At 54.5% G+C, this 20,348-nt stretch carries 22 protein-coding genes and 1 tRNA gene; 10 read left to right on the top strand and 13 right to left on the bottom strand.

The features are described 5' to 3' along the window. The first annotated feature begins 99 nt into the window (after positions 1–99). Positions 100–267, top strand: a complete 168-nt coding sequence (gene rmf / locus MMW58_RS19225; RefSeq protein ID WP_004871568.1) for a ribosome modulation factor — start codon at positions 100–102, stop codon at positions 265–267. Between the two features lie 65 nt (positions 268–332). Here the strand turns inward: rmf and fabA are convergent, their stop codons facing one another. Then, the gene (fabA, locus tag MMW58_RS19220) at positions 333–851 is read right to left on the bottom strand and encodes a bifunctional 3-hydroxydecanoyl-ACP dehydratase/trans-2-decenoyl-ACP isomerase (RefSeq protein WP_041144828.1); all 519 of its coding nucleotides are present in this window, start codon (positions 849–851) and stop codon (positions 333–335) included. A 69-nt stretch (positions 852–920) separates the two neighbouring features. Continuing rightward, entirely contained in the window at positions 921–2,678 is a 1,758-nt protein-coding gene (locus MMW58_RS19215) for an AAA family ATPase (RefSeq protein ID WP_159237184.1), read from the bottom strand. 185 nt (positions 2,679–2,863) lie between these two features. Here MMW58_RS19215 and matP point away from each other — a divergent pair, with 185 nt between their 5' ends. After that, positions 2,864–3,316 carry a macrodomain Ter protein MatP gene (gene matP / locus MMW58_RS19210; protein WP_041144830.1) on the top strand — a complete coding sequence of 151 codons (453 nt, stop codon included), beginning with the start codon at positions 2,864–2,866 and terminating at the stop codon, positions 3,314–3,316. 103 nt (positions 3,317–3,419) lie between these two features. Here the strand turns inward: matP and ompA are convergent, their stop codons facing one another. Together ompA and sulA are read right to left on the bottom strand one after the other, a co-directional pair. Next, a complete protein-coding gene (gene ompA, locus MMW58_RS19205) occupies positions 3,420–4,490 on the bottom strand; it encodes a porin OmpA (protein WP_133597118.1) in 1,071 nt (356 codons plus the stop codon). A 352-nt stretch (positions 4,491–4,842) separates the two neighbouring features. After that, positions 4,843–5,352 carry an SOS-induced cell division inhibitor SulA gene (sulA, locus tag MMW58_RS19200; RefSeq protein ID WP_133597120.1) on the bottom strand — a complete coding sequence of 170 codons (510 nt, stop codon included), beginning with the start codon at positions 5,350–5,352 and terminating at the stop codon, positions 4,843–4,845. Positions 5,353–5,817: 465 nt separating this feature from the next. On the opposite strand from sulA, the gene MMW58_RS19195 reads away from it, so the two are divergent. Continuing rightward, the gene (locus MMW58_RS19195; protein WP_133597122.1) at positions 5,818–6,417 is read left to right on the top strand and encodes a TfoX/Sxy family DNA transformation protein; all 600 of its coding nucleotides are present in this window, start codon (positions 5,818–5,820) and stop codon (positions 6,415–6,417) included. Positions 6,418–6,430: 13 nt separating this feature from the next. On the opposite strand, the gene yccS is transcribed toward MMW58_RS19195, so the two are convergent. Further along, positions 6,431–8,566 carry a YccS family putative transporter gene (yccS, locus tag MMW58_RS19190; protein WP_133597124.1) on the bottom strand — a complete coding sequence of 712 codons (2,136 nt, stop codon included), beginning with the start codon at positions 8,564–8,566 and terminating at the stop codon, positions 6,431–6,433. Between the two features lie 17 nt (positions 8,567–8,583). Continuing rightward, positions 8,584–9,030: a YccF domain-containing protein gene (locus MMW58_RS19185; protein WP_041144834.1), complete on the bottom strand. Its 447-nt coding sequence runs from the start codon at positions 9,028–9,030 to the stop codon at positions 8,584–8,586. 122 nt (positions 9,031–9,152) lie between these two features. Between MMW58_RS19185 and helD the strand changes: the two genes are divergently transcribed. Then, positions 9,153–11,207: a DNA helicase IV gene (gene helD / locus MMW58_RS19180; protein ID WP_241721888.1), complete on the top strand. Its 2,055-nt coding sequence runs from the start codon at positions 9,153–9,155 to the stop codon at positions 11,205–11,207. Positions 11,208–11,235: 28 nt separating this feature from the next. On the opposite strand, the gene mgsA is transcribed toward helD, so the two are convergent. Beyond that, positions 11,236–11,694, bottom strand: coding sequence for a methylglyoxal synthase (gene mgsA / locus MMW58_RS19175; RefSeq protein WP_041147568.1), 459 nt, complete (start codon positions 11,692–11,694; stop codon positions 11,236–11,238). Positions 11,695–11,848: 154 nt separating this feature from the next. On the opposite strand from mgsA, the gene MMW58_RS19170 reads away from it, so the two are divergent. Next, a complete protein-coding gene (locus MMW58_RS19170; RefSeq protein ID WP_123707216.1) occupies positions 11,849–12,262 on the top strand; it encodes a CoA-binding protein in 414 nt (137 codons plus the stop codon). A gap of 33 nt (positions 12,263–12,295) precedes the next feature. Here the strand turns inward: MMW58_RS19170 and hspQ are convergent, their stop codons facing one another. Beyond that, positions 12,296–12,613, bottom strand: a complete 318-nt coding sequence (hspQ, locus tag MMW58_RS19165) for a heat shock protein HspQ (protein WP_041144837.1) — start codon at positions 12,611–12,613, stop codon at positions 12,296–12,298. A gap of 59 nt (positions 12,614–12,672) precedes the next feature. Beyond that, entirely contained in the window at positions 12,673–13,848 is a 1,176-nt protein-coding gene (rlmI, locus tag MMW58_RS19160; RefSeq protein ID WP_241723756.1) for a 23S rRNA (cytosine(1962)-C(5))-methyltransferase RlmI, read from the bottom strand. Positions 13,849–14,066: 218 nt separating this feature from the next. Between rlmI and MMW58_RS19155 the strand changes: the two genes are divergently transcribed. The 3 genes from MMW58_RS19155 to yccX are packed head-to-tail and all read left to right on the top strand — an operon-like array spanning position 14,067 to position 15,762. Beyond that, positions 14,067–14,621: a YbhB/YbcL family Raf kinase inhibitor-like protein gene (locus MMW58_RS19155; protein WP_241721887.1), complete on the top strand. Its 555-nt coding sequence runs from the start codon at positions 14,067–14,069 to the stop codon at positions 14,619–14,621. 18 nt (positions 14,622–14,639) lie between these two features. After that, positions 14,640–15,428, top strand: a complete 789-nt coding sequence (locus tag MMW58_RS19150; RefSeq protein ID WP_123707220.1) for a helix-turn-helix transcriptional regulator — start codon at positions 14,640–14,642, stop codon at positions 15,426–15,428. A 52-nt stretch (positions 15,429–15,480) separates the two neighbouring features. After that, positions 15,481–15,762 carry an acylphosphatase gene (gene yccX, locus MMW58_RS19145; RefSeq protein ID WP_041144841.1) on the top strand — a complete coding sequence of 94 codons (282 nt, stop codon included), beginning with the start codon at positions 15,481–15,483 and terminating at the stop codon, positions 15,760–15,762. Here the strand turns inward: yccX and tusE are convergent. Both tusE and yccA read right to left on the bottom strand, forming a co-directional pair. Continuing rightward, positions 15,759–16,088 (bottom strand): sulfurtransferase TusE, encoded by a 330-nt coding sequence (tusE, locus tag MMW58_RS19140; protein ID WP_041144842.1) that lies wholly within the window; start codon positions 16,086–16,088, stop codon positions 15,759–15,761. The genes yccX and tusE overlap by 4 nt on opposite strands. An 87-nt stretch (positions 16,089–16,175) precedes the next feature. Further along, positions 16,176–16,835 (bottom strand): FtsH protease modulator YccA, encoded by a 660-nt coding sequence (yccA, locus tag MMW58_RS19135; RefSeq protein ID WP_041144843.1) that lies wholly within the window; start codon positions 16,833–16,835, stop codon positions 16,176–16,178. Between the two features lie 267 nt (positions 16,836–17,102). On the opposite strand from yccA, the gene MMW58_RS19130 reads away from it, so the two are divergent. Both MMW58_RS19130 and MMW58_RS19125 read left to right on the top strand, forming a co-directional pair. Further along, the gene (locus MMW58_RS19130; protein ID WP_241721886.1) at positions 17,103–18,731 is read left to right on the top strand and encodes an ABC transporter substrate-binding protein; all 1,629 of its coding nucleotides are present in this window, start codon (positions 17,103–17,105) and stop codon (positions 18,729–18,731) included. Positions 18,732–18,874: 143 nt separating this feature from the next. Continuing rightward, positions 18,875–18,962 (top strand) — tRNA-Ser (locus MMW58_RS19125). Positions 18,963–19,065: 103 nt separating this feature from the next. Here the strand turns inward: MMW58_RS19125 and MMW58_RS19120 are convergent. Beyond that, positions 19,066–20,094 (bottom strand): tyrosine-type recombinase/integrase, encoded by a 1,029-nt coding sequence (locus MMW58_RS19120; protein ID WP_241723755.1) that lies wholly within the window; start codon positions 20,092–20,094, stop codon positions 19,066–19,068. Then, positions 20,033–20,311, bottom strand: a complete 279-nt coding sequence (locus MMW58_RS19115) for a DUF4224 domain-containing protein (protein ID WP_128878665.1) — start codon at positions 20,309–20,311, stop codon at positions 20,033–20,035. The genes MMW58_RS19120 and MMW58_RS19115 overlap by 62 nt, the downstream gene beginning before the upstream one ends. Positions 20,312–20,348 lie beyond the last annotated feature (37 nt).

The raw sequence follows: 20,348 nt of genomic DNA, 5'->3' as shown, positions 1-20,348 counted from the left end.
TGACGTGACCTCAGATTCGCGGTATTCGTTAACCGTGGTTGCATATTTAGTGACCACTGTTTTCTTTTCCACCAGATCAAAGAATGAGGGAAACGAGGCATGAAGAGACAAAAACGAGATCGCCTGGAACGGGCACATCAACGTGGATATCAGGCCGGGATAACCGGAAGATCGAAAGAAATGTGTCCCTACCAGACCCTGAATCAAAGGTCCTACTGGCTAGGAGGCTGGCGAGAAGCCATGGAGGACAGGGTACAAACTGCCTGACTGTCTCTTTAAAAAAGAAGCCTCCGCCAAGCGGGGGCTTCGCCTTTTTTAAGCGTTACTGCTTATCAGAACGCAGAAGTGTCCTGGAACAGGCCCACTTTCAGATCGGCTGCGGTGTAGATCAGACGATCGTCAACCAGCACTTCACCATCCGCCAGGCCCATAATCAGACGACGGTTAACAACGCGTTTAAAGTGAATACGATAGGTCACTTTCTTCGCAGTCGGCAGCACCTGGCCGGTGAATTTAACTTCACCCACGCCCAGCGCGCGGCCTTTGCCTTCGCCACCGAGCCAGCCCAGATAGAAGCCAACGAGCTGCCACATTGCGTCCAGGCCCAGACAGCCCGGCATCACCGGATCGCCGATAAAGTGGCAGCCGAAGAACCACAGGTCCGGGTTGATATCGAGTTCTGCTTCGACATAACCTTTATCGTAGTTGCCGCCGGTTTCGCTCATTTTGATGACGCGGTCCATCATCAGCATACTTGGCGCGGGCAGCTGCGGGCCTTTTGCGCCAAACAGTTCACCACGGCCAGAGGCAAGAAGGTCTTCTTTCGTATAGGATTCGCGTTTATCTACCATGTTTTCAGTAAGCCTTATTTTGAGTTCGGGACGCAGGATAGCTAACACGTGTAAGCTGAACAAGTCCGATCAGTTAGAACCTGAACCACCTAACCAGCGTAGCGGCCACGGAAAACGATGACGACTCTCTTGCTGCGTCGCCTGCGCAATCCGCTCCTGAATGGTTTGGCGTAAAGTTTGCCCTTCACCATCCCACAACAGCTGGGTCAGCATAGGCAGCGCTTCCGTAACGTCTTCCACCGCCCAGATGAAAAACTTCTCTTCAGCGACAGCCTGCTGTAGTTCTGGCGCCAGGCTCAGATGGCGAACATTCGCCGCAGGAATGATGACCCCCTGTTTGCCGGTCAGCTCGCGCTGCTGGCAAATGGTGAAGAAGCCTTCAATTTTTTCGTTAAGCCCGCCTACCGGCTGTACGCGGCCGAACTGATCGACTGAGCCGGTGACGGCGATACTTTGGTTAATAGGCACGCCGGCCAGGGCGCTGATTAAAGCGCACAGTTCGGCCATGGAGGCGCTATCGCCGTCCACTTCGCTGTAGGATTGCTCGAAGGTCAGCGATGCGGAGAAGGGGAGCTGCTGCTCGAGTTCCAGTTCGGACATCAGGAACGCCTGCATAATCATCATGCCTTTGGCATGGATGTTACCGCCCAGCTCGGCCTTGCGCTCAACGTCGATGAATTCACCGTCGCCGATATGGACGACGCAGCTGATGCGCGACGGCTCGCCAAAGGCCCGCGGATGACCGGGGAATTCGATCACCGACAGCGCGTTGATTTGCCCGATGCATTCGCCATCGGTCTCAATCAAAATTTGCTCTTGCAGGATTTCGTCCTGGATCCGCTCGGCAAGATAGCCTTCGCGCCATTCACGACGAGCCAGCATGGTCTGCATCTCTTCCGCGGAGATAAGCTCACCTTCGCTGAAAGCAGCGGCTTCGCGCAGCTGGCGGGCAATCCACAGCGGACACAGCGGCAGCGTTTCCTGATCGCCGGTATAGCGTGCGCCTTCCTGAATCAGCAGCGGCCAGGCATCGGCGGCCGGCCCAGGCAGCTCAAGCTGCTGTGCGTTTTGCCATACCCACTGACACCACTGTTTCAGGGTGTCGCCGTCGGCGATTTGCAGGTTGTCTTCGTACTCGCTGTAAATCGCCTGGGCCGAGAGCTCAGGTTCCATATCCTGAAAATCAGCCAATGAATCGCGTTCACCGACCAGAATAATCTTCAGATTGAGCGGCATCGACGGAATGCTGACCGGCAGCGGGCGAGACTCATCGATGGAGAGCCAGTCGAAGCGCTGGCGGGTAACGATGTTCTTCAGGCGCATCCACAGCAGCGGTTGGGCTAATAACGCGCGTAGGGCGATAATAAGCACGCCGCCGTTGCTGCGATGGACCAGACCCGGCTGCAGGGATATTTCGCCGTTAAACTGGCGCACGCAGCCAAAAAGCTGCTCTGCTTCAATCCAGTCGGCAGATTCAACCGGCGCGGTGCTGGCAAAATTATCATCGGCGCTTTTGGCTGGCGAAAGGGTGACGTTTCCACCGTTAACCTGGTAGCGTACGCCGTAGAGCGGCGCGGCCGGTTGGTATAGGCTGCGGGTCTCTGCCGCTAACCACTGCAGGTATTCCGGCTCTTCCGGGGCCTTAACCAGCATGAACGGTGAAATGGTTGGAGTCACCAGTAGCTGCTCCAACGCATAGAATAAACGGGGCTGCAGTTCGCCTGACAGGGAAGTCTCTGGCTGGGCTAAATCAGCTTGTGCAAACAGCGCCTGATAACTTTCCGTATCAGGAGCAAGGTCGTTTCGGGTAAGTTTCGTAATGGTCAAAGTCGCTGTTTTTTAGTGAGATGTAAAACGCGCGATTATACCTTATGCCGCGTCCGAGCACACGGAGGATCGTGTTTGCGTTAACGATAACGACGCAACGCATATCACGAATGATGATTTATTCTCAGCACATCGAGAAAAAACTGATATCCTGAAGTGAGTTACACGGTCACATTGAGATCGCAATGAAATATCAACAACTGGAAAATCTTGAAAGCGGCTGGAAATGGAAATACCTGGTTAAAAAGCACCGGGAAGGTGAGCTGATTACCCGCTATATTGAAGCCAGCGCAGCGCAAGCCGCGGTCGATGTCTTGCTGACGCTCGAAAATGAACCGGTTCTGGTGAACACCTGGATTGATCAGCATATTAATCCGGAGCTAATGAACCGGATGAAGCAGACTATCCGCGCGCGTCGCAAGCGTCATTTTAACGCTGAGCATCAGCATACGCGTAAAAAGTCTATCGACCTGGAGTTTGTGGTTTGGCAGCGTCTCGCGGGTCTGGCGCAGCGACGGGGAAAAACGCTGTCGGAAACTATCGTACAGCTGATTGAGGACGCTGAGCATAAAGAGAAGTATGCCAGCAAGATGTCCAGCCTGAAGCACGACCTGCAGGTATTGCTGGGTAAAGAGTAGCCCGCAAAGCTGATAGCGCGATGCGCGAGCGTTTTTCGCATTGACGCTAAATTTGAGACAAAAAAAACCCCGCATCAGCGGGGTTTTTTATCGGTAGTAAAACTTAAGCCTGCGGCTGAGCTACTACTTCTTTGTAACCTTTAACTTCGATCTCTACGCGACGATCCGGACCCAGGCAATCGATCAGTGCAGCGCGAGCTTTCACGTTGTCACAGGTGTTGCCAGTAACTGGGTTGGATTCGCCCATACCGCGAGCGGAGATTTTACCAGCCGGGATACCTTTAGATACCAGGTAATCAACAACGGACTGAGCACGTTTCTCAGACAGCTGCTGGTTGTAAGCGTCAGAACCGATGCGGTCAGTGTAGCCCAGAACAACTGCGGAACCGTCTTTCGGATCCATGTTGCTCAGCTGGGTGTACAGCTGATCCAGAGCCTGCTGGCCTTCCGGTTTCAGAGTAGATTTGTTGAAGTTGAACAGTACGTCAGACTTCAGAGTGAAGTGCTTGGTAGTCACTTCCGGAGCCGGAGCCGGAGCAGGAGCTACAACCGGAGCTGCTTCTTCCTGACCGAAACGGTAGGAAACACCTACGCTCAGCATGCCGTTATCAGGACGTGCGCCAACGGTACCTGCATCACCGATGTTGTTAACCCACTGGTATTCCAGACGGGTAGCGATGTCGCGAGTCATTGCCCACTCGATACCACCAGCAAATACCGGGGATACGCCAGTGTCGTGTTCGCTGCGGGAAGTACCGGTAGAACCGTAGTTGCCGTCAGCATCTGCACGCCAGACCATACCACCCAGACGGGTGTAGATGTCCAGATCGTCAGTGATCGGGTAACCCAGTTTAGCAGTCAGCTGAACGCCCTGAGCTTTGAAAGCACCGTTATCAACGCTGCCTTTATATGCTACGCGGCCCAGCCAGTCGTAACCCATTTCAAAACCAAGGTACGGGTTAACCTGGTAGCCACCGAACGCACCAGCACCGAGCTGGCTGTTGTGGGTTGGGCCATTGTTGCCCTGGAAACCGTTACCGTAGAAACCGGTATCGTGATACTGGGACCAGCCCAGTTTACCACCTGCATACCAGGTGTTATCTTTCGGTGCGGCCTGCGCTACGGTAGCGAAGCCAGCCAGTGCCACTGCAATCGCGATAGCTGTCTTTTTCATTTTCTGCGCCTCATTATCATCCAAAATTCGCCATGAAGGTACAAAAGACCTCACGGTTAGATCCTTCACCCGGGGCGTGACTTGTTGTTAACTATGCTGATACATGCAGCGTAAGCCGATCACCCCTGGCGATGTAAAGTCTACAACTTAGTTCGAAACTTACAAGTGTGAACTCCGTCAGGCATATGAAAAAAAAGGGTTGTATACACAATATTTAACAAATATGGTTGGTTTTCGTTCACCGGAGAAACCTGCGAGACCGCATCAGACAGGCATCCGCACAAAAACAACCCTCACAGAAGTATGCCTTTGGACTGCGCAAAAATAATTCTAGGATTAATCCTAATTTACCTTAGTGATACAAATTAGAGTGAATTTTTAGCCCGCTCAGTTGTCTCCCATGCTGGCTCGTATTTCCTACAGGCCTCATGATGAACCCCATTGCATGACCTTCTTCCGCGGCACTAACCAGCCGTTCATGTTCTTCGGCCGTCAGCTCATCAGCCAGCCAGCCGATTACCACGCTATAGTTACCCGTACGCAGGGCGCGAATCATTGACTCTACCGTGTTGTAAGGGGAGAGCTGGTTTATCTGCATGACTTTCGACAGCGGCAGGCCGGAGGATTGCACCCACTCGCGGCTCAGCTTCTGTTTTGGCGTGAGCCAGAGCTGCCAGCGGGATTGCTGACCCAGCTGCTGTAATAAAGGAAGCAGCAGCAGCTGCGTCATCATCGGCTGATCTTCACGGTAGACAATCTCACTAATCAGCCCGCTGGCTGGTTGTTCGACGGCGTCATGGGATTGGCGACGTACTGAAGCAGAAGTCAGTGATGAACGATTTGCGTAAGCTGAAGTAAGCATTGTCTATTTCCGCCTGTGGTTACTGTATGCATATACAGTATATCCGGGCGGTGAAAAGATCAACCTCATTTATCGTGTCGTCGCTCGAAATTTGTTCGACGTTGTCGGCCATGCCCACCACGACCTGCTCTCGTCAGGCTCAAGCCGTGGCATAAATTTTTGCGCAATAAGCAGCAAGCCGTGCGAGTCTGGTCGCACATTTTTTTGAAGCTCCAGGTTTAGAGTCGCTCTCCTTGAGCACAAACTATTTGTGCCACTATTAATTAATGCTCCGTTTATATTTTATCTTTAATACATCAGGTTTCACGCAGGCGTAATTTCTTGAAAGCACCTCGCAAAATGGTGAGTTGATTGAGCCGAACGTTAAAATCATCTTGCTGCAATAAAGGAACTCACTTATTTTCTGAACTAACGGATCCGTTAACTAAATGACTCAGTATTCGCATGATTAACCAAGGAATAATCATGAAAAAAATATCATCCCTACGGTTTCATAAATTTCAGAAGTGCTTGTCGCCATTAGGAAAAATAATCTGCCGTCCTTTGTTTGGTGGCTATAGCCTGGCAATAGACAACACCGTATTTGCGATGGTTGCAGAGGGGGAGATCTATCTTAAGATTTGTGAGCAGGGCGCCGCATATTGCGTGGCTCATGAAAATCAGCTTTTAAAAATGCGAAAAAACGGGCGGCCAATTTTGCTTAAATATTATCAAATAAATGAAACGCTTTGGTGTGACAGTAAAATGCTTTTCAAACTATCGTCGCTTTCATTGCAGGCGGCGCAAAAGGAAAAGAACCAGCAGCGTTATTCCGGCAGGTTGAAAGATCTGCCAAATATTAGTTTTCATATGGAGCTACTATTAATTAACTCGGGAGTAATAGATCAGCAGGCGCTGCGTCATATTGGCGCACAGCGTGCGTGGCTAAAGCTGCGAGAGTCGAATAAGGCCGTGACGCTGAATATTCTCTATTCACTGGAAGGGGCGATTACCGGCGTTCACGCCGCTGCGCTCCCGACGGCACGGCGTCAGGAGCTGCAGGAGTGGGCTCTTAACCAGCGGTAAGGCTGGTCGCGATTTACTCTGACCGAACTGCCACCTGCTGCTGCAGGCGGCAGATTTCCGGTAATAGCGCTAATAGCAGACCGATTTGCTGGAGCACCAGCGGCTCTTTGCTATCGGCGCGAGGTTCGAGGTGTTGGATCCGGGTTTGCAGGCGGATGAGTGCCTGCTGTACCCGCTGTTCGTCGGCCGGTGAATGATGGAGTGCATCATCTACGTAGCAGACGGCGTCATCCAGCAGCGCCAACGTCTCCGGCGTGGTCAGCTTCTCCCGGTGCGCCCCCAGCGCTGAAATGTAGCTGGTAAAGGTATGATTCAGGCAGAGCAAGCGGAAGGCCGTTTCACGAATATCGACATTAGCCCGGGGCTCCGTTGATAAATTTGATACTACTGAAGCCAGCTCACCGTCCCGGCTATGGGCATCCCGTCGCGCAACCCGATACGCCAGGCGGTTATCGCGCCCCTGGTGATACTGTTCAAGAATGGCGTCGAGGTATCGGCAGTTGGCGTTTATGGCCTGATCCAGAACCCGCGGCAGGTTACGGAATTTCCAGTCCGGCCAAATAAAGCTGACCGCAGCCCAGGCGATCGCACAGCCGATGAGGGTATCGAAGATGCGCGGCAGAGCGACTTCAAAGCCTTCCCCCAGCAGATTAAAGCAGAGCAGAACCAGTAGGGTAATAAACATTGTGGCATGGGCATATTGTACGTTGCGAAAGGCAAAGAACAGGACGCCGGTAAGGACGATCAGCAGCAGCTGGCCTTCGACCGAGGGTACCAGCAGCAGTATCGGTAGACCAATAGCCACCCCCACCAGGGTGCCAATAATCCTCAGGGCCAGGCGGTGACGGGTGGCGTTATAGTTTGGCTGACAAACAAACAGGCTGGTCAGCAGTATCCAGTAGCCGTGATTTAGCCCGGTTAGCTGGATAAACGCGTAGCCTGCGCACAGTACCAGCGACATCCTCACCGCGTGGCGAAAAAGGGCCGATTCCGGGGACAGGTTGCGGCGTAAGCGCAGCCAGATATCGCTGAAGCCGCTAAGACGGTCCTCTGCGAGTAAATTTTCCGTGGTCCCGTGCGCGGGTGCGGCAACCTGAGCGGACTCGATGGTTGCGAGCTGAGCGTCAATGGCTCTCAGGTTATTCAGCAGGAAGCCCAGCGCTTTGACCTGCTCTAACGGCTCTCCGCTGGCCCGTACGCGGTCGAGTGCGGCGTCAAGATGCATAAATGCGCGCTCGAAATGCGCATCGTGCTGGTAGGGTTCGCGCAGCAAAATAGCACGGGATAACTTCTGACACGCCTGAGCCTGCATCGATAGCATGCGCTGAAAGCGGAACATGATGTCACTGTAGCGAAAACGGTCGCGGAGCGTTTGGTACTGGATATGCGATGAGCTGGCGCGTTCGTGGATATCCTGGGCAACGAAGTAATACTGCAGCGTCCGTCGGGTACCTCGCTGCCCGCGGTCGCCGCGCAGGCGGGTGAGCAGCGACGTTTTTGTCTGGTTAAGCGTCGTAACCAGCTGGCCATTGGCGATTGCCAGATCGTAGAGTGGCGCCTGACTTTCGTCTTCAATATCCGGGTCAAACATGCGTGATTTAAGATCCAGATAGCGCGCCAGTAGCTCATAGCTGCGCGCAAGGTTGTCCTGAAGCGGGCGAATCGGGAAAATTATATGTCCGGCCAGCGTCAGCAGGTTGTACCAAACGGCACCGGTCAGCAAAAATAACGGCTGCAGATACCAGCGATCGTAGAGCGTGACCCCCAGCATGGTGTAGATAGCGATCAGCAGAGCGCCGAAGGCAATAGTGGCGTAACGCTGCCCCAGACCGCCGAGCAAAATAAACCCGGTGGTCGAGAGGGTTAAACCGATAGCAAATAGCCACGGCCAGGGAAAGAGCAGCTCCACCGAAGCCGATGCGATAAAAAAGCACACCAGGGTGATGGCCAGATTGCGTAACCGCCCGGTCAGGCGGTCGTCGAGATCGGTTAACGCGGCGGCAACGACCCCGAGCGTTAATGGAATCGTTAGTTTTACTTCGCCAAGCCACCATGGAACGGCGGTTGTGCCGCAAAGCGCGATGAAAATCCTGGCGTTATAGAGCCAGGCGCTGTTCCATGTATAACGGCGTAGCAGGGGGCTAAGCATGTCAGTATTCCGTCCGATTACTGGAAGCGACGGCGCGCATTCGCTTCACGCGCGGCGCGGGCGGTTTCGACGGAAACAACCCTGCGTCCCACGGGCCACAGCGCAATAGCGGCAATTTTAAAGTTAGCAATGCCCACCGGGATACCGATAATGGTCAGGCACTGGGCGATACCGCTAAAGATATGCATCAGGCACAGCCACCAGCCGAAGAAAATAAACCATAGAATATTCAGCACGGTACCGCCTGCGTTCAGCAGGCTATTTTTGCCCTGCGGCTCGAGCTCATCGACGTGAATGGCTTCATTCCCATAGGGTAAAAGAGAGAGTCGGGTAATTTCCCAGCATGAGCGGGTCAGCGGCAGCGTGAAGATCAGAATGATGCTGACCAGCGTCGCCAGCAGCCAGCCCAGCGTAGTGGCGAAACCGCCGAGAATAAAGTTCAAAATATTCAGAATGGTACGCATAAACCCTCCGTTCACTCCTGTGGATAATAAGACCCGGCCATTGTAACGTTTTTTACGCTGGAGCACCCGGTCACTGGCGGTTAAACTTAAAAACATCCAACCTGATTGAAATTCGGCATGATATGGAACTTAAAGCGACAACATTGGGCAAACGCATGGCGCAGCATCCCTATGATAGGGTGCAGCTGCTTAACGCCGGGGTAAAAGTTTCCGGCGATAGCCACGAGTATCTTATACCTTTCAATCAGTTATTGTCAGTTCATTGTCGGCGTGGGCTGGTCTGGGGCGAGCTTGAGTTCGTGCTGCCGGATGGCAAGGTCGTGCGTTTGCATGGTACCGAATGGAATGAAACTCAGCGTTTCTTTCATCATCTGAATACGCTCTGGCAGCAGTGGAGCGCGGACATGAGCGCCATTGCCGCCGAGGTGCTGAGCCAGCAGCTGGCTGAGATCGCCCGCTCCAGCGCAGAGGGCAAGTGGCTGACCCGTCAGCAGGTCAGTGAGGTGCAGGGAAAAATTCGGCGGGCGCTCACCGGACTGCCGATACCGACCAGCCGGCTTGACGCTTTCGACAACTGCCGCGAGCTGTGGCGTCAATGTCAAAGCTGGCTGGGTGATACCGAGGTGGCCCGGCTGGCCCACAATCAGGCTTTCACGGCCTCGATGCTCGAGCAGTACGGCGCATTTTTTGCGGGCGTGGAGTCGTCACCGCTTAACCCGGCGCAGGCGCGAGCGGTAGTGAACGGCGAGCGCTCTCTGCTGGTGCTTGCCGGGGCCGGCAGCGGCAAGACCTCGGTGCTGGTTGCCCGTGCCGGATGGCTGCTGACCAGAGGTGAAGCGGCGGCGGAGCAGATCCTGCTGCTGGCGTTTGGTCGTCAGGCGGCGCAGGAGATGGATGAGCGCATTCGCGAGCGGTTGGGCTCCGAAGATATTTCGGCGCGGACGTTTCACTCCCTGGCCCTGCATATCATCCAGCAGGGCAGTAAAAAAGTACCGTCTATTAGTCGGCTTGAGAGCGACGGTCCGGCGCGCCAGGCGCTGCTGCTGAAAAACTGGCAGCAGCAGTGCCGGGAGAAAAAAGCTCACGCCAAAGGTTGGCGACAGTGGCTGGAAGAAGAGATGGGCTGGCAGGTTCCGGAAACCGATTTCTGGCAGGACAAAAAAATAGAGCGGCGAATGGCGAGCCGTCTCGATCGCTGGGTCAGCCTGATGCGTATGCACGGCGGTTCACAGGCGGAGATGATCGCCGGCGCGCCGGAGGATATACGCGAGCTTTTTGCTAAGCGCGTAAAATTAATGGCGCCGCTGTTGAAAGCGTGGAAAACGGCGCTGAAAGAGGAAAATGCGGTCGATTTCTCCGGCCTGATCCATCAGGCCATCAATATTCTTGATAAAGGCCGTTTTGTCAGCCCGTGGAAGCATATTCTGGTCGATGAATTTCAGGATATTTCACCGCAGCGGGCTTCGCTGCTGGCCGCGCTGCGCCGGCAGAATACCCAGGCCACGCTATTTGCGGTCGGCGACGACTGGCAGGCAATCTATCGCTTCAGCGGCGCCCAGCTTTCGCTGACTACCGCGTTCAATCACTATTTTGGCGAAGGGGACTGCTGCGCGCTGGATACCACGTACCGATTTAATGGCCGCATTGGCGAAGTGGCGAACGGTTTTATTCAACAGAACCCACACCAGCTGAGCAAGCCGCTCAACAGCCTGACCGCCGGGGATAAAAAGGCCGTGACGCTGCTGGCGGACGATAAGCTTGATGATTTGCTCGATAAGCTGAGCGGCTACGTGAAACCAGACCAGCGGATCCTGCTATTGGCGCGCTACCATCATCTGAAACCCGCCGAGCTGGAGAAGGCCGCTACGCGATGGCCGAATCTGCAGCTCGATTTTATGACGATCCATGCCAGCAAAGGGCAGCAGGCAGATTACGTGATTGTCCTTGGGCTTCAGGATGGCGATGATGCGTTCCCGGCTCCGGCGCGAGAGTCGATCATGGAAGAGGCGCTGCTGCCGCAGCCGGAGGATTTTCCCGATGCAGAAGAGCGGCGCTTGCTGTACGTTGCCGTCACGCGTGCGCGTCTTCGCGTTTGGCTGCTGTTCAACAAAGAGCGGCCGTCTGCGTTTGTGGAGATGCTGGAAGCGCTGGATGTACCGGTAGCAAGAAAACCTTAACGGCTGGCGGCCTGGCCGCCAGCAGGGACTACTTAAGGCGTTCCGCCAGGTAACGCTGATAATCCGGGATCAGAATATCGAGAGGCTCGCCAAAGTGCGGCGACAGGATAATAAAGTCGGCGGTTGAGGCATTGGTCGCAACGGGAATATTCCATACCGTCGCCAGACGCAGCAGCGCCTTAACGTCCGGGTCGTGAGGCACGGCGTTTAGCGGATCCCAGAAGAAAATCAGCACATCAATTTTCCCCTCTGCAATCAGCGCGCCGACCTGCTGGTCGCCGCCCATCGGGCCGCTGAGCATCGCGTTCACTTCAAGCCCGGTTGCCCTGGAGATAAGGTTTCCGGTTGTACCCGTTGCGTAGAGTTCGTGTTGAGCCAGCAGCGCCTGGTGGCGAGCAACCCACTTCATCAGCATATCTTTACAGTGATCGTGAGCAACCAGAGCGATATGTTTGCGCGCGGGTAGCGTACGTGTCGTCAGTTCCATAATTTCATTCCACATTTTAGCCTGCAGACAGATTACTGGAAGTGACTGCTGCTGCAAGCATCAGGGTGAAAAATTTTGACGTAGCCGCGAGTCAGGGCAGATGGCCGGTTAGCCCGGATTAGCTTACACTTGGGCTAAATAGCGGGAGGATAAAATGAAAGAGAACGATATCGCAGGCATTCTGACCTCAACCCGGACGATTGCGCTGGTGGGAGCCAGTGACAAACCGGACCGCCCAAGCTACCGGGTGATGAAGTATCTGCTGGAGCAGGGGTATCACGTGATCCCTGTTTCGCCGAAGGTGGCGGGTAAAACCCTCATGGGGCAACAGGGTTACGCAACGCTGGCAGATGTTGCGGAAAAAGTGGATATGGTCGACGTCTTTCGCAACTCCGATGCGGCGCTGGGCGTTGCTCAGGAGGCCATTGCCATCGGTGCGAAAACGCTGTGGCTGCAGCTAGGCGTGATTAACGAGCAGGCGGCTGTTCTGGCACGAGAGGCAGGGCTAAACGTGGTGATGGATCGCTGTCCGGCGATTGAAATCCCGAGATTAGGTCTGGCTAAGTAAATAAAAAACCCCGCCGTTGCGGGGTTTTTTCTGCTAGTTGCGCAGTCGAGGCGCCTGAAGCTGCTGGCGAATGGTCCTTGCCAGCTCATCCATTGACGGCTGCTCAGGATGCTCATCGCTGGGCTCGCTGCTGAGCTGCGCTTCGGCAAGATAGGTATGAACGGGCTGACCATCCTCATCTTCCATCACCACATGATACCAGGGCAACGCCCGCAGCTCGTCGTTGGCCGCAATTTCATCCTCCGCCGGTTCTGCAAGCGAATATTCTGGATCGATATCAACGACCACGCCGAGGAAGCCTAACAGAGTATGGCGAACCTGCTGGCCGATACCGAATTTGCTGGCAATCATAGGCACCTCCTGGGAAACGTTATTACCTGCTATATGCGGGCAACGTTGCGCTTTTCAAGTTACATGATGCGGCAGGCAAACCCTTTCAGATACAGACCTTCCGGGTAGGTTGCGATCACGGGATGGTCGGCAGCCTGGCGGAACTGTTCTATAAATTGTACATCACGTCCGGCGTCAATTGCGGCATCGGCGATGATTTTCTGAAATAAATCGGTAGCCATCAGACCCGAGCAGGAGAAGGTCAGCAGGATCCCGCCGGGATTGAGCAGCTGGATAGCCAGCATGTTGATATCTTTATAGCCGCGGCAGGCGCCCATCAGCTGGCTTTTGTTCTCAACAAACTTCGGCGGATCCATCACGATCACATCAAATTTTTCATCCTGGTCACGATACTTACGCAGCAGCTTAAAGACGTCATCGCGGACAAATTCAGCTTTGGAGAGATCGAGCTGGTTCAGTTCGATATTCTGCTTCGCCACGTCCAGCGCCTCCTGAGAGGTGTCGACGCTGATCACCTGGCTGCAGCCGCCCATCAGGGCAGAAACGGCGAAACCGCCGGTATAGGAGAAGCAGTTGAGGACGCGTTTGTCGGTAACATAGCGGCGGGTCGCCAGGCGGCTATCGCGCTGATCGAGATAGTAGCCGGTTTTGTGGCCGCCCTGAATATCCACCAGCAGCTGCATTCCGTGCTCGGTGATGGGCAGCAGCGCAGGCGGCATTTCGCCGGTAACCAGGCCCTGCGCCAGATCCAAACCCTCTTTTTTACGTACCGCGACATCGCTGCGATCGTAGATGGAGCAGGTCGGGAACAGCGTTTGTAGCGCGCTAACGATGGAGGCGCGCTGATATTCTGCGCCAGCGCTAAGCAGCTGCAGAACAAAAAAATTGCCGAAGCGGTCGATAGTCACGCCCGGAAGCCCGTCGGACTCGCCGGCAATCAGACGATAGCTGTCGAGGCCATCGCGCTCTGCCAGCCATTCGCGCCAGGTTTGCGCCTGCTGCAGACGGCGTTCGAAAAAGGCAATATCGATCTCCTCGCTGCGGTCAAAACTCCAGACGCGAGCGCGGATCTGCGACGACGGAGAGAACGCGCCGCGAGCAAGCCATTTCCCCTGCGAATCAACGATATCGATAGTTTCGCCGGAACGGGCTTTACCTTCCATACGGGCGACGGCGCCGGAGAAAATCCAGGGGTGGCGACGCAGCAGGGATTTCTCGCGTCCTTTGGTCAACACTAAGCGGGGGAAAATGGAATCTGTCATGGGGCTACCTTTAGCAACGGGAATGTCGGCACCGAAAAATGGCGCGTAGGTTAGCACATGTGGCCGCCGCAAGCACCATGCCCGCTGCGCCAGCAGGTGAGCGTTTCGGCACAAAACACAGGCACTTTGGCACAATAAAAATCACCCGCGGATCTTACAGTGTTTTCCTCAACCCAATGGAGGAAAATGCAATGAAAACAGGATCCGGCTTAGCAGCGGTTTTGATGTTAGCGATAAGCGGCAGCGCGGCAGCGGCGCAGTTTCAGGTCACCAGCGGCGATATGCGGGATGAAGGCAGCCTCGCTCAGGTACATTGGTTCAGCGGTTTTGGCTGCACCGGCGGCAACGTCTCGCCGCAGCTGGCCTGGAAAAACGCGCCGTCGGGGACCCGCAGCTTTGCCGTCACCGCCTACGATCCGGATGCACCAACCGGCAGCGGCTGGTGGCACTGGACGGTGGTGAATATCAGCAGCAGCGTGACGAGCTTAGCCGCTGGTGCCGGAGATAAAAACAGCGCTAAACTGCCGGACGGAGCGGTTCAGGGACGCAATGATTTTGGCTATGCCGGATTTGGCGGCGCCTGTCCGCCCGCCGGCGATAAGCCTCACCGCTACCGCTTTACCGTGTGGGCGCTTGATACGCCGACATTACCCATTGATGCCCAGGCCAGCGGTGCGCTGGTCGGATTTATGTTGCATAGCCACGCTATCGCCAGCGCGCAGCTGACGGCAAGGGCAGGGCGCTAACCCCGTAAGGATGGCCAGATGCAGAATATAAACTTTCGCCATAACGCCTTAACCGCGGCGGAAATTACCTCCAGGCGCCTGTATAAACTGCATCGCGTGACGCTATTTACCCCCGCCCTGTGTCGGGTCAATCGCGGCAGCAAGATTATCGTTCAGGGCGTTAGCCAGATGCTGGCTACGCCGCAGCAGCTGATTATTCTGCCCGCCGATCTTGAGCTCGAGGTAATTAATCAGCCGGATAACGGGCTGTTTTGCTCCGATCTGCTCTCTCTGACGCCGGACCTGCTGGCGGATTTTAAAGCCCGCTATATGAGCGAGCCGCAGCCCGGGCGACTCACCTCCCTGTGCGCACCAGCGACCCCGGACCTGCTGTTTATGTGGCAAAACGTCCTGCAGGCGGTGCGCAGCGGGCTGTCGGCGGAGCTGCAGCATCATCAGGCGATGGGACTATTGCTGGCGCTGCATCAGGCGGGCTACGCCGGGCCGCTGCTCAATGAGCGACAGCAGAATCTGAGCGGCCAGGTGCGGCAAATTATCATGCTGTCGCCCGCGCAGGCCTGGAGCGTCCCGCGGGTGGCGAAGATGCTGTTTCTTGGGGAATCGACGCTGCGCCGTCGCCTGCAGCAGGAAGATCAAAGTTTTCGCCAGATTGTTGAGGAGGTGCGTATGGCCTATGCCCTCGGCCAGCTACAATCGACCTCGTTACCGATAGGTGAAATCGCCCTCAACAGCGGCTATCAGTCCGGCTCGCGCTTCACGGCGCGCTTTCGTCAGCACTATGGCCTGTTGCCGAAGCACGTACGCTAGCCAGAATTTGCTATTCTCAGCATAGAGTTATTGGCAACAAAGGAGATCAATCATGGCGACGCTCTGCACGATGGCATGGGTATACGGTTCAGTTCAGGGAGTTGGCTTTCGCTACACGACGCAGCGGGAGGCGCTACGCTTAGGGCTGACAGGCTACGCGCGCAATCTTGATGACGGCAGCGTAGAGGTGCTGGCCTGCGGCGAGGCGGAGCAGGTAGCGGCGCTGGTGAGCTGGCTGAAGGAGGGCGGGCCCCGCAGCGCGCGGGTCGACCGGGTGCACACCGAGCCCCATCAACCCACCAGAGAGTGGCAAAAGTTCTCTATTCTGTACTAGATGCATTTCACCGGTTTGGGCAGCCCGGCAATTTTCGTTGCCTGTTTGGCGGGGCCTTTGGGGAACAGGCGGTAGAGATAGCGGCTGTTGCCTTTCTCCTCGCCGAACTTATTTGCCATCGCCTTCACCAGCATCCGAATGGCCGGCGAGGTGTTGAACTCCAGATAAAAGTCGCGGACAAAACGCACGACCTCCCAGTGTTCAGTCGACAGAACAATACCTTCCCGCTCGGCGATGGCGGTTGCCAGGGCTTCGCTCCAGAGGGTGGTATCCTTCAGATAGCCTTCGCTATCGGTCTCAATTTCATTGCCTTCAAAGATAAACATAATTCTTCACATACCGCTAAAACTGGCGGCAGTTTAGCAAAAAAAAAGGCCCCGCATAAGCAGGGCCCGAGAAGAACGCGAGAGAGATTAGTCTTTGCTGGCGAAGCCCAGAATGCTGAGCAGGCTGACAAAGATGTTGTACAGCGACACGTACAGGCTCACGGTGGCGCGGATATAGTTGGTTTCACCGCCGCGGATGATGTTGCTGGTTTCAAACAGGATGGCGCCGGATGAAATCAGAATAAACACCGCGCTGATTGCCAGATGCAGAGCCGGCAGCTGCAGGAAGATATTCGCCACCATACCGATCAGCACCACCACTACGCCTGCCATCAGCATTCCGCCAAGGAAAGACATATCTTTGCGGGTCGTGAGCACATAGGCCGAGCAGCAGAAGAACACCAGCGCCGTACCGCCCAGCGCCAGGCCGATCAAGTCTCCCATACCCGCCGACAGATAGGCGTTAAGCATCGGCCCAAGGATATAGCCCAGGAAGCCGGTAAAGGCGAAGGCCGCGAGGATGCCCGATGGCTTGTCGGCCAGCTTATAGGTCAGGAACATCAGCCCGTACATGCCGACCAGGGTCAGAATTAGCCCGGGAGACGGCAGCATCAGGACCGTGCTTGCCGTTGCCGTAATGGCAGAAAATGCCAGCGTCAGGCTGAGCAGGAAATAGGTGTTCCGCAGAACTTTGTGCGTGCTGAGCAGCGATGAACGGTCACGCGACGACGTAATTATACGATCCATGAGTCACTCTCTTATGACAGATGTTATTAATAACGAAGCATAAAAAAACCACGCCAGAAGCCATAGTGCTTTTACCCATCTTTACTTAGACCTCAGCGCTTATGACCAGCATATTATTCTGATAACTGACGATAAGGCGGCGCGTTTGTGCGTTTGGCGTCAGGAACCAGATCGGAATCTGATAGGTCACTGAAAAATATTGCGTTATGGCGATTCTATGGCTAAGTGTGGAGAGGGTACAAACGAAGCACTACAAAGGCAAGGGATATGAAATTACAAAAATATAACGACATCACGCAGGCGCTACTGATGGTGGGTTTACTCGCCGCAGCGGCGCCGACTCTCGCTGCACAGATCCCGGCCGGCACCGCGCTGGCAGAGAAGCAGGAGCTGGTCAGAAATAACGGCAGCGAGCCCTCATCGCTGGATCCGCATAAAGTCGAAAGTGACGTTGAATTCAACATCATCAGCGATCTCTTCGAAGGGCTGGTCAGCGTCTCTCCGGGAGGCGAGATTCAGCCTCGTCTGGCGGAGAAATGGGAGAACAAAGATAACACCGTCTGGACGTTCCACCTGCGTCCGGGCGTCACGTGGTCAGACGGGACCGCGATTACCGCGCCGGATATTGTCTGGAGCTGGCAGCGGCTGGTTTCCCCGGCGACGGCATCACCCTATGCCAGCTATCCGGGAAATATGCATATTGTGAATGCTCAGGATATCGCACAGGGTAAAAAAACGCCCGATACGCTGGGCGTGAAGGCTATCGATGATGCCACGCTGGAAGTCACCTTAAGCCAGCCTAACGCGGCGTTCCTGCCGATGCTGGCGCACCCGTCTCTGGTGCCGGTTGATAAAGTGCTGGTCAATCGCTTCGGCGAGAAGTGGACCAAACCGGAGCATATGGTGACCAGCGGTGCCTATAAGCTGTCCCAGTGGGTGGTGAACGAGCGCATTGTGGCCGAGCGCAATCCGCGCTATTGGGATAATGCCGACACCGTCATCAATAAAGTGACCTATTTACCCATTAGCTCCGAGGCGGCAGACGTTAACCGCTATAAGGCGGGAGAAATTGATATCGTTTATACGGTGCCGATTAACCAGTTCGCGCAGTTGAAAAAAACCATGGGCGATCAGCTGGACGTCTCCCCGCAGCTGGCGACTTACTATTACGAGTTCAATACCACTAAGCCGCCGTTTAACGATCCGCGAGTGCGGCTGGCGCTGAATATGGCTCTGGATAAAGACATCATCGCGGAGAAGGTCCTGGGGCAGGGGCAGCGTCCGGCATGGTTAATCAGCCAGCCTGATATTGGCGGCGTAAAGCTGCATAACCCGGACTATGCCAGCTGGCCGCGCGACAAGCGTATTGCCGAGGCTAAAAAGCTGCTGAGCGAAGCCGGTTATAATGACAGCCATCCGCTGGTGTTTAATTTGCTCTACAACACTTCTGAATCGCATCAGCGTGTGGCCATTGCCGCCAGTTCGATGTGGAAGAAAAACCTCGGCGTTGAGGCGAAGCTACAAAACCAGGAGTGGAAAACGATGCTCGACACCATGCATACGCATAATTTTGATGCGGTACGCTACGCGTGGATTGCCGATTACGACGATGCTGCCACCTTCCTCAATAACTTCCGCACCGGCGATAGTGAAAACACCAGCCAGTACAGCAACCCTGCGTATGATGAAGCGTTGCGTAATGCGGCCAAAGCGCCGGACGTGACCACCCGCGGCAAGTTTTATCAGCAGGCAGAGGATCTGTTGGGCAAAGATGTCCCGGCAGTCCCGGTTTACCACTATGTCCGTACGCATCTGGTGAAGCCGTGGGTAGGTGGATTTACGCCGGATAAGCTGGGGTATTACTTTACTCGCGATATGTACATCAAAAAACATTAGCGCCGGGAGGGCGGCTGGCGCTGAAATTCTGCGCAAACCGCCTGATTTTCAGACGAATAACACAGTTTTGTTTGTTTTTAAGGCAGTTGAACAAAATCGTGCTTTACAGCCTGAACAGAGGTGTTTATAGTGCGCCCCATACCGGAAGCGTGGCCGAGCGGTTGAAGGCACCGGTCTTGAAAACCGGCGACCCGAAAGGGTTCTAGAGTTCGAATCTCTACGCTTCCGCCAAATAAAACAAGGGGTTACCGAAAGGTAGCCCCTTGTTGCTTTGGGCTCTTGGTATAGTGTTGGTATATTCGCTTGGTATATTTCCCGCTTTTGGCACTCCTGATCACTCATCTTTCTGCAGCGGGGGAACGTTGAGAGTCGGAGAAATTTTCACCTTTCTGTCGTATGTCGCCACCTGCAGTTCTGTCTTGTGCCCACTAAATAACTGCTTATCTTTGCTGCTCCCTTCAAAGTCTGAAATCGCTTTAGCCTTGATGTCGTGAAAGGTACCGGAGATCTTTCGGCCCAACTTTAACCCTGCTTCTCGCTTTGCGTCATTCCACCAGGTATTGAACGTTTTTCGGTTTAGCCTGCCACCTGATGGGCTTGGGATAACGTAACCTGCAGCTGACCGACCAACTAAATGGACCCGTGCCATTTCGATCGCATCGCGCAGGCGAGGGGACCATTCTTTAATCTGCTTTTTCCCTGTTTTATTCTGTTCAATGAAAATCCCGGGTTCCATCAGGTCAGATATCTTTAAATCAAACACATCGCCTTCTCGTGCTGCACACAGATATGAGATCTCCATTGCCACCTGAATCTCTGTGCGAGCATGTTGATAAATTGCCAGATAATCCTCATCGGTAATATATACGTCTCTGTCTACGAGCGTAAATTTTCGGATGCCTTTACATGGATTCCCTTTCACATATCCCCGCTCGAACCCCCAACCATATACCCGAGACATACTTGATACCTCCTGATTAGCCTGGTTCTTGCTGCTTAACCCGCGGCGGTCCATATAGATACGAACCTGTTCGATCTTTATATCGTCTGCTTTTACCTTTCCAAAAACCGGTAATAACCTCCTTTCATGCTGCTGATAGTCTTTCTGTGTCCGTTGCGCCAATTCGGTAAAGGTCGGACTTTCCAGAAACATTCCCCATAATTTAGCGAATGTCATAACGTCGTGGCGTTTGGCTTTTTCCTCTTCGTATTTCCGCCAGAGTGCGGACATGGTTGTATCTCTAATTTTCCCAAGGGTTACGCTTATTTTTGTCCCCTTGGGTTTCCACACATAGCTATATTTATTTTTGGTAACCCTGGGCGGCAGCTGCGCGTCCGCTGGATTTTTTCGTGGTCGTCCCATAAATGGCGTCGAAATTTGGTTCCGTTGCAACATACTCATCAACCTTTGGTAATTCAGTAATGCTCGGTTCCAGATATCTACGCAGTACAATAGGCCTGTTTCGTCCATCCGTCGTGAATGGGATGCCATGGCAGCGAAGTTGCCGCTGCTGTTCCGTGTATCGTCTGTAGCCAGTGATTTCTTCAATTTCCGCCGGTGACAGTGTTAGTGTTTGCATGGCTATCACCTCAGATAGCCAGCCAGTTAAAATTAAC

Origin of the sequence: Klebsiella sp. HC6 (genome assembly GCF_022605325.1) — a bacterium.
GTDB classification, from domain to species: Bacteria; Pseudomonadota; Gammaproteobacteria; order Enterobacterales; family Enterobacteriaceae; genus Klebsiella; species Klebsiella terrigena.
Note: the sequence above shows the minus strand (reverse complement) of the source record. Positions and strands in the feature narration are given on the sequence as shown.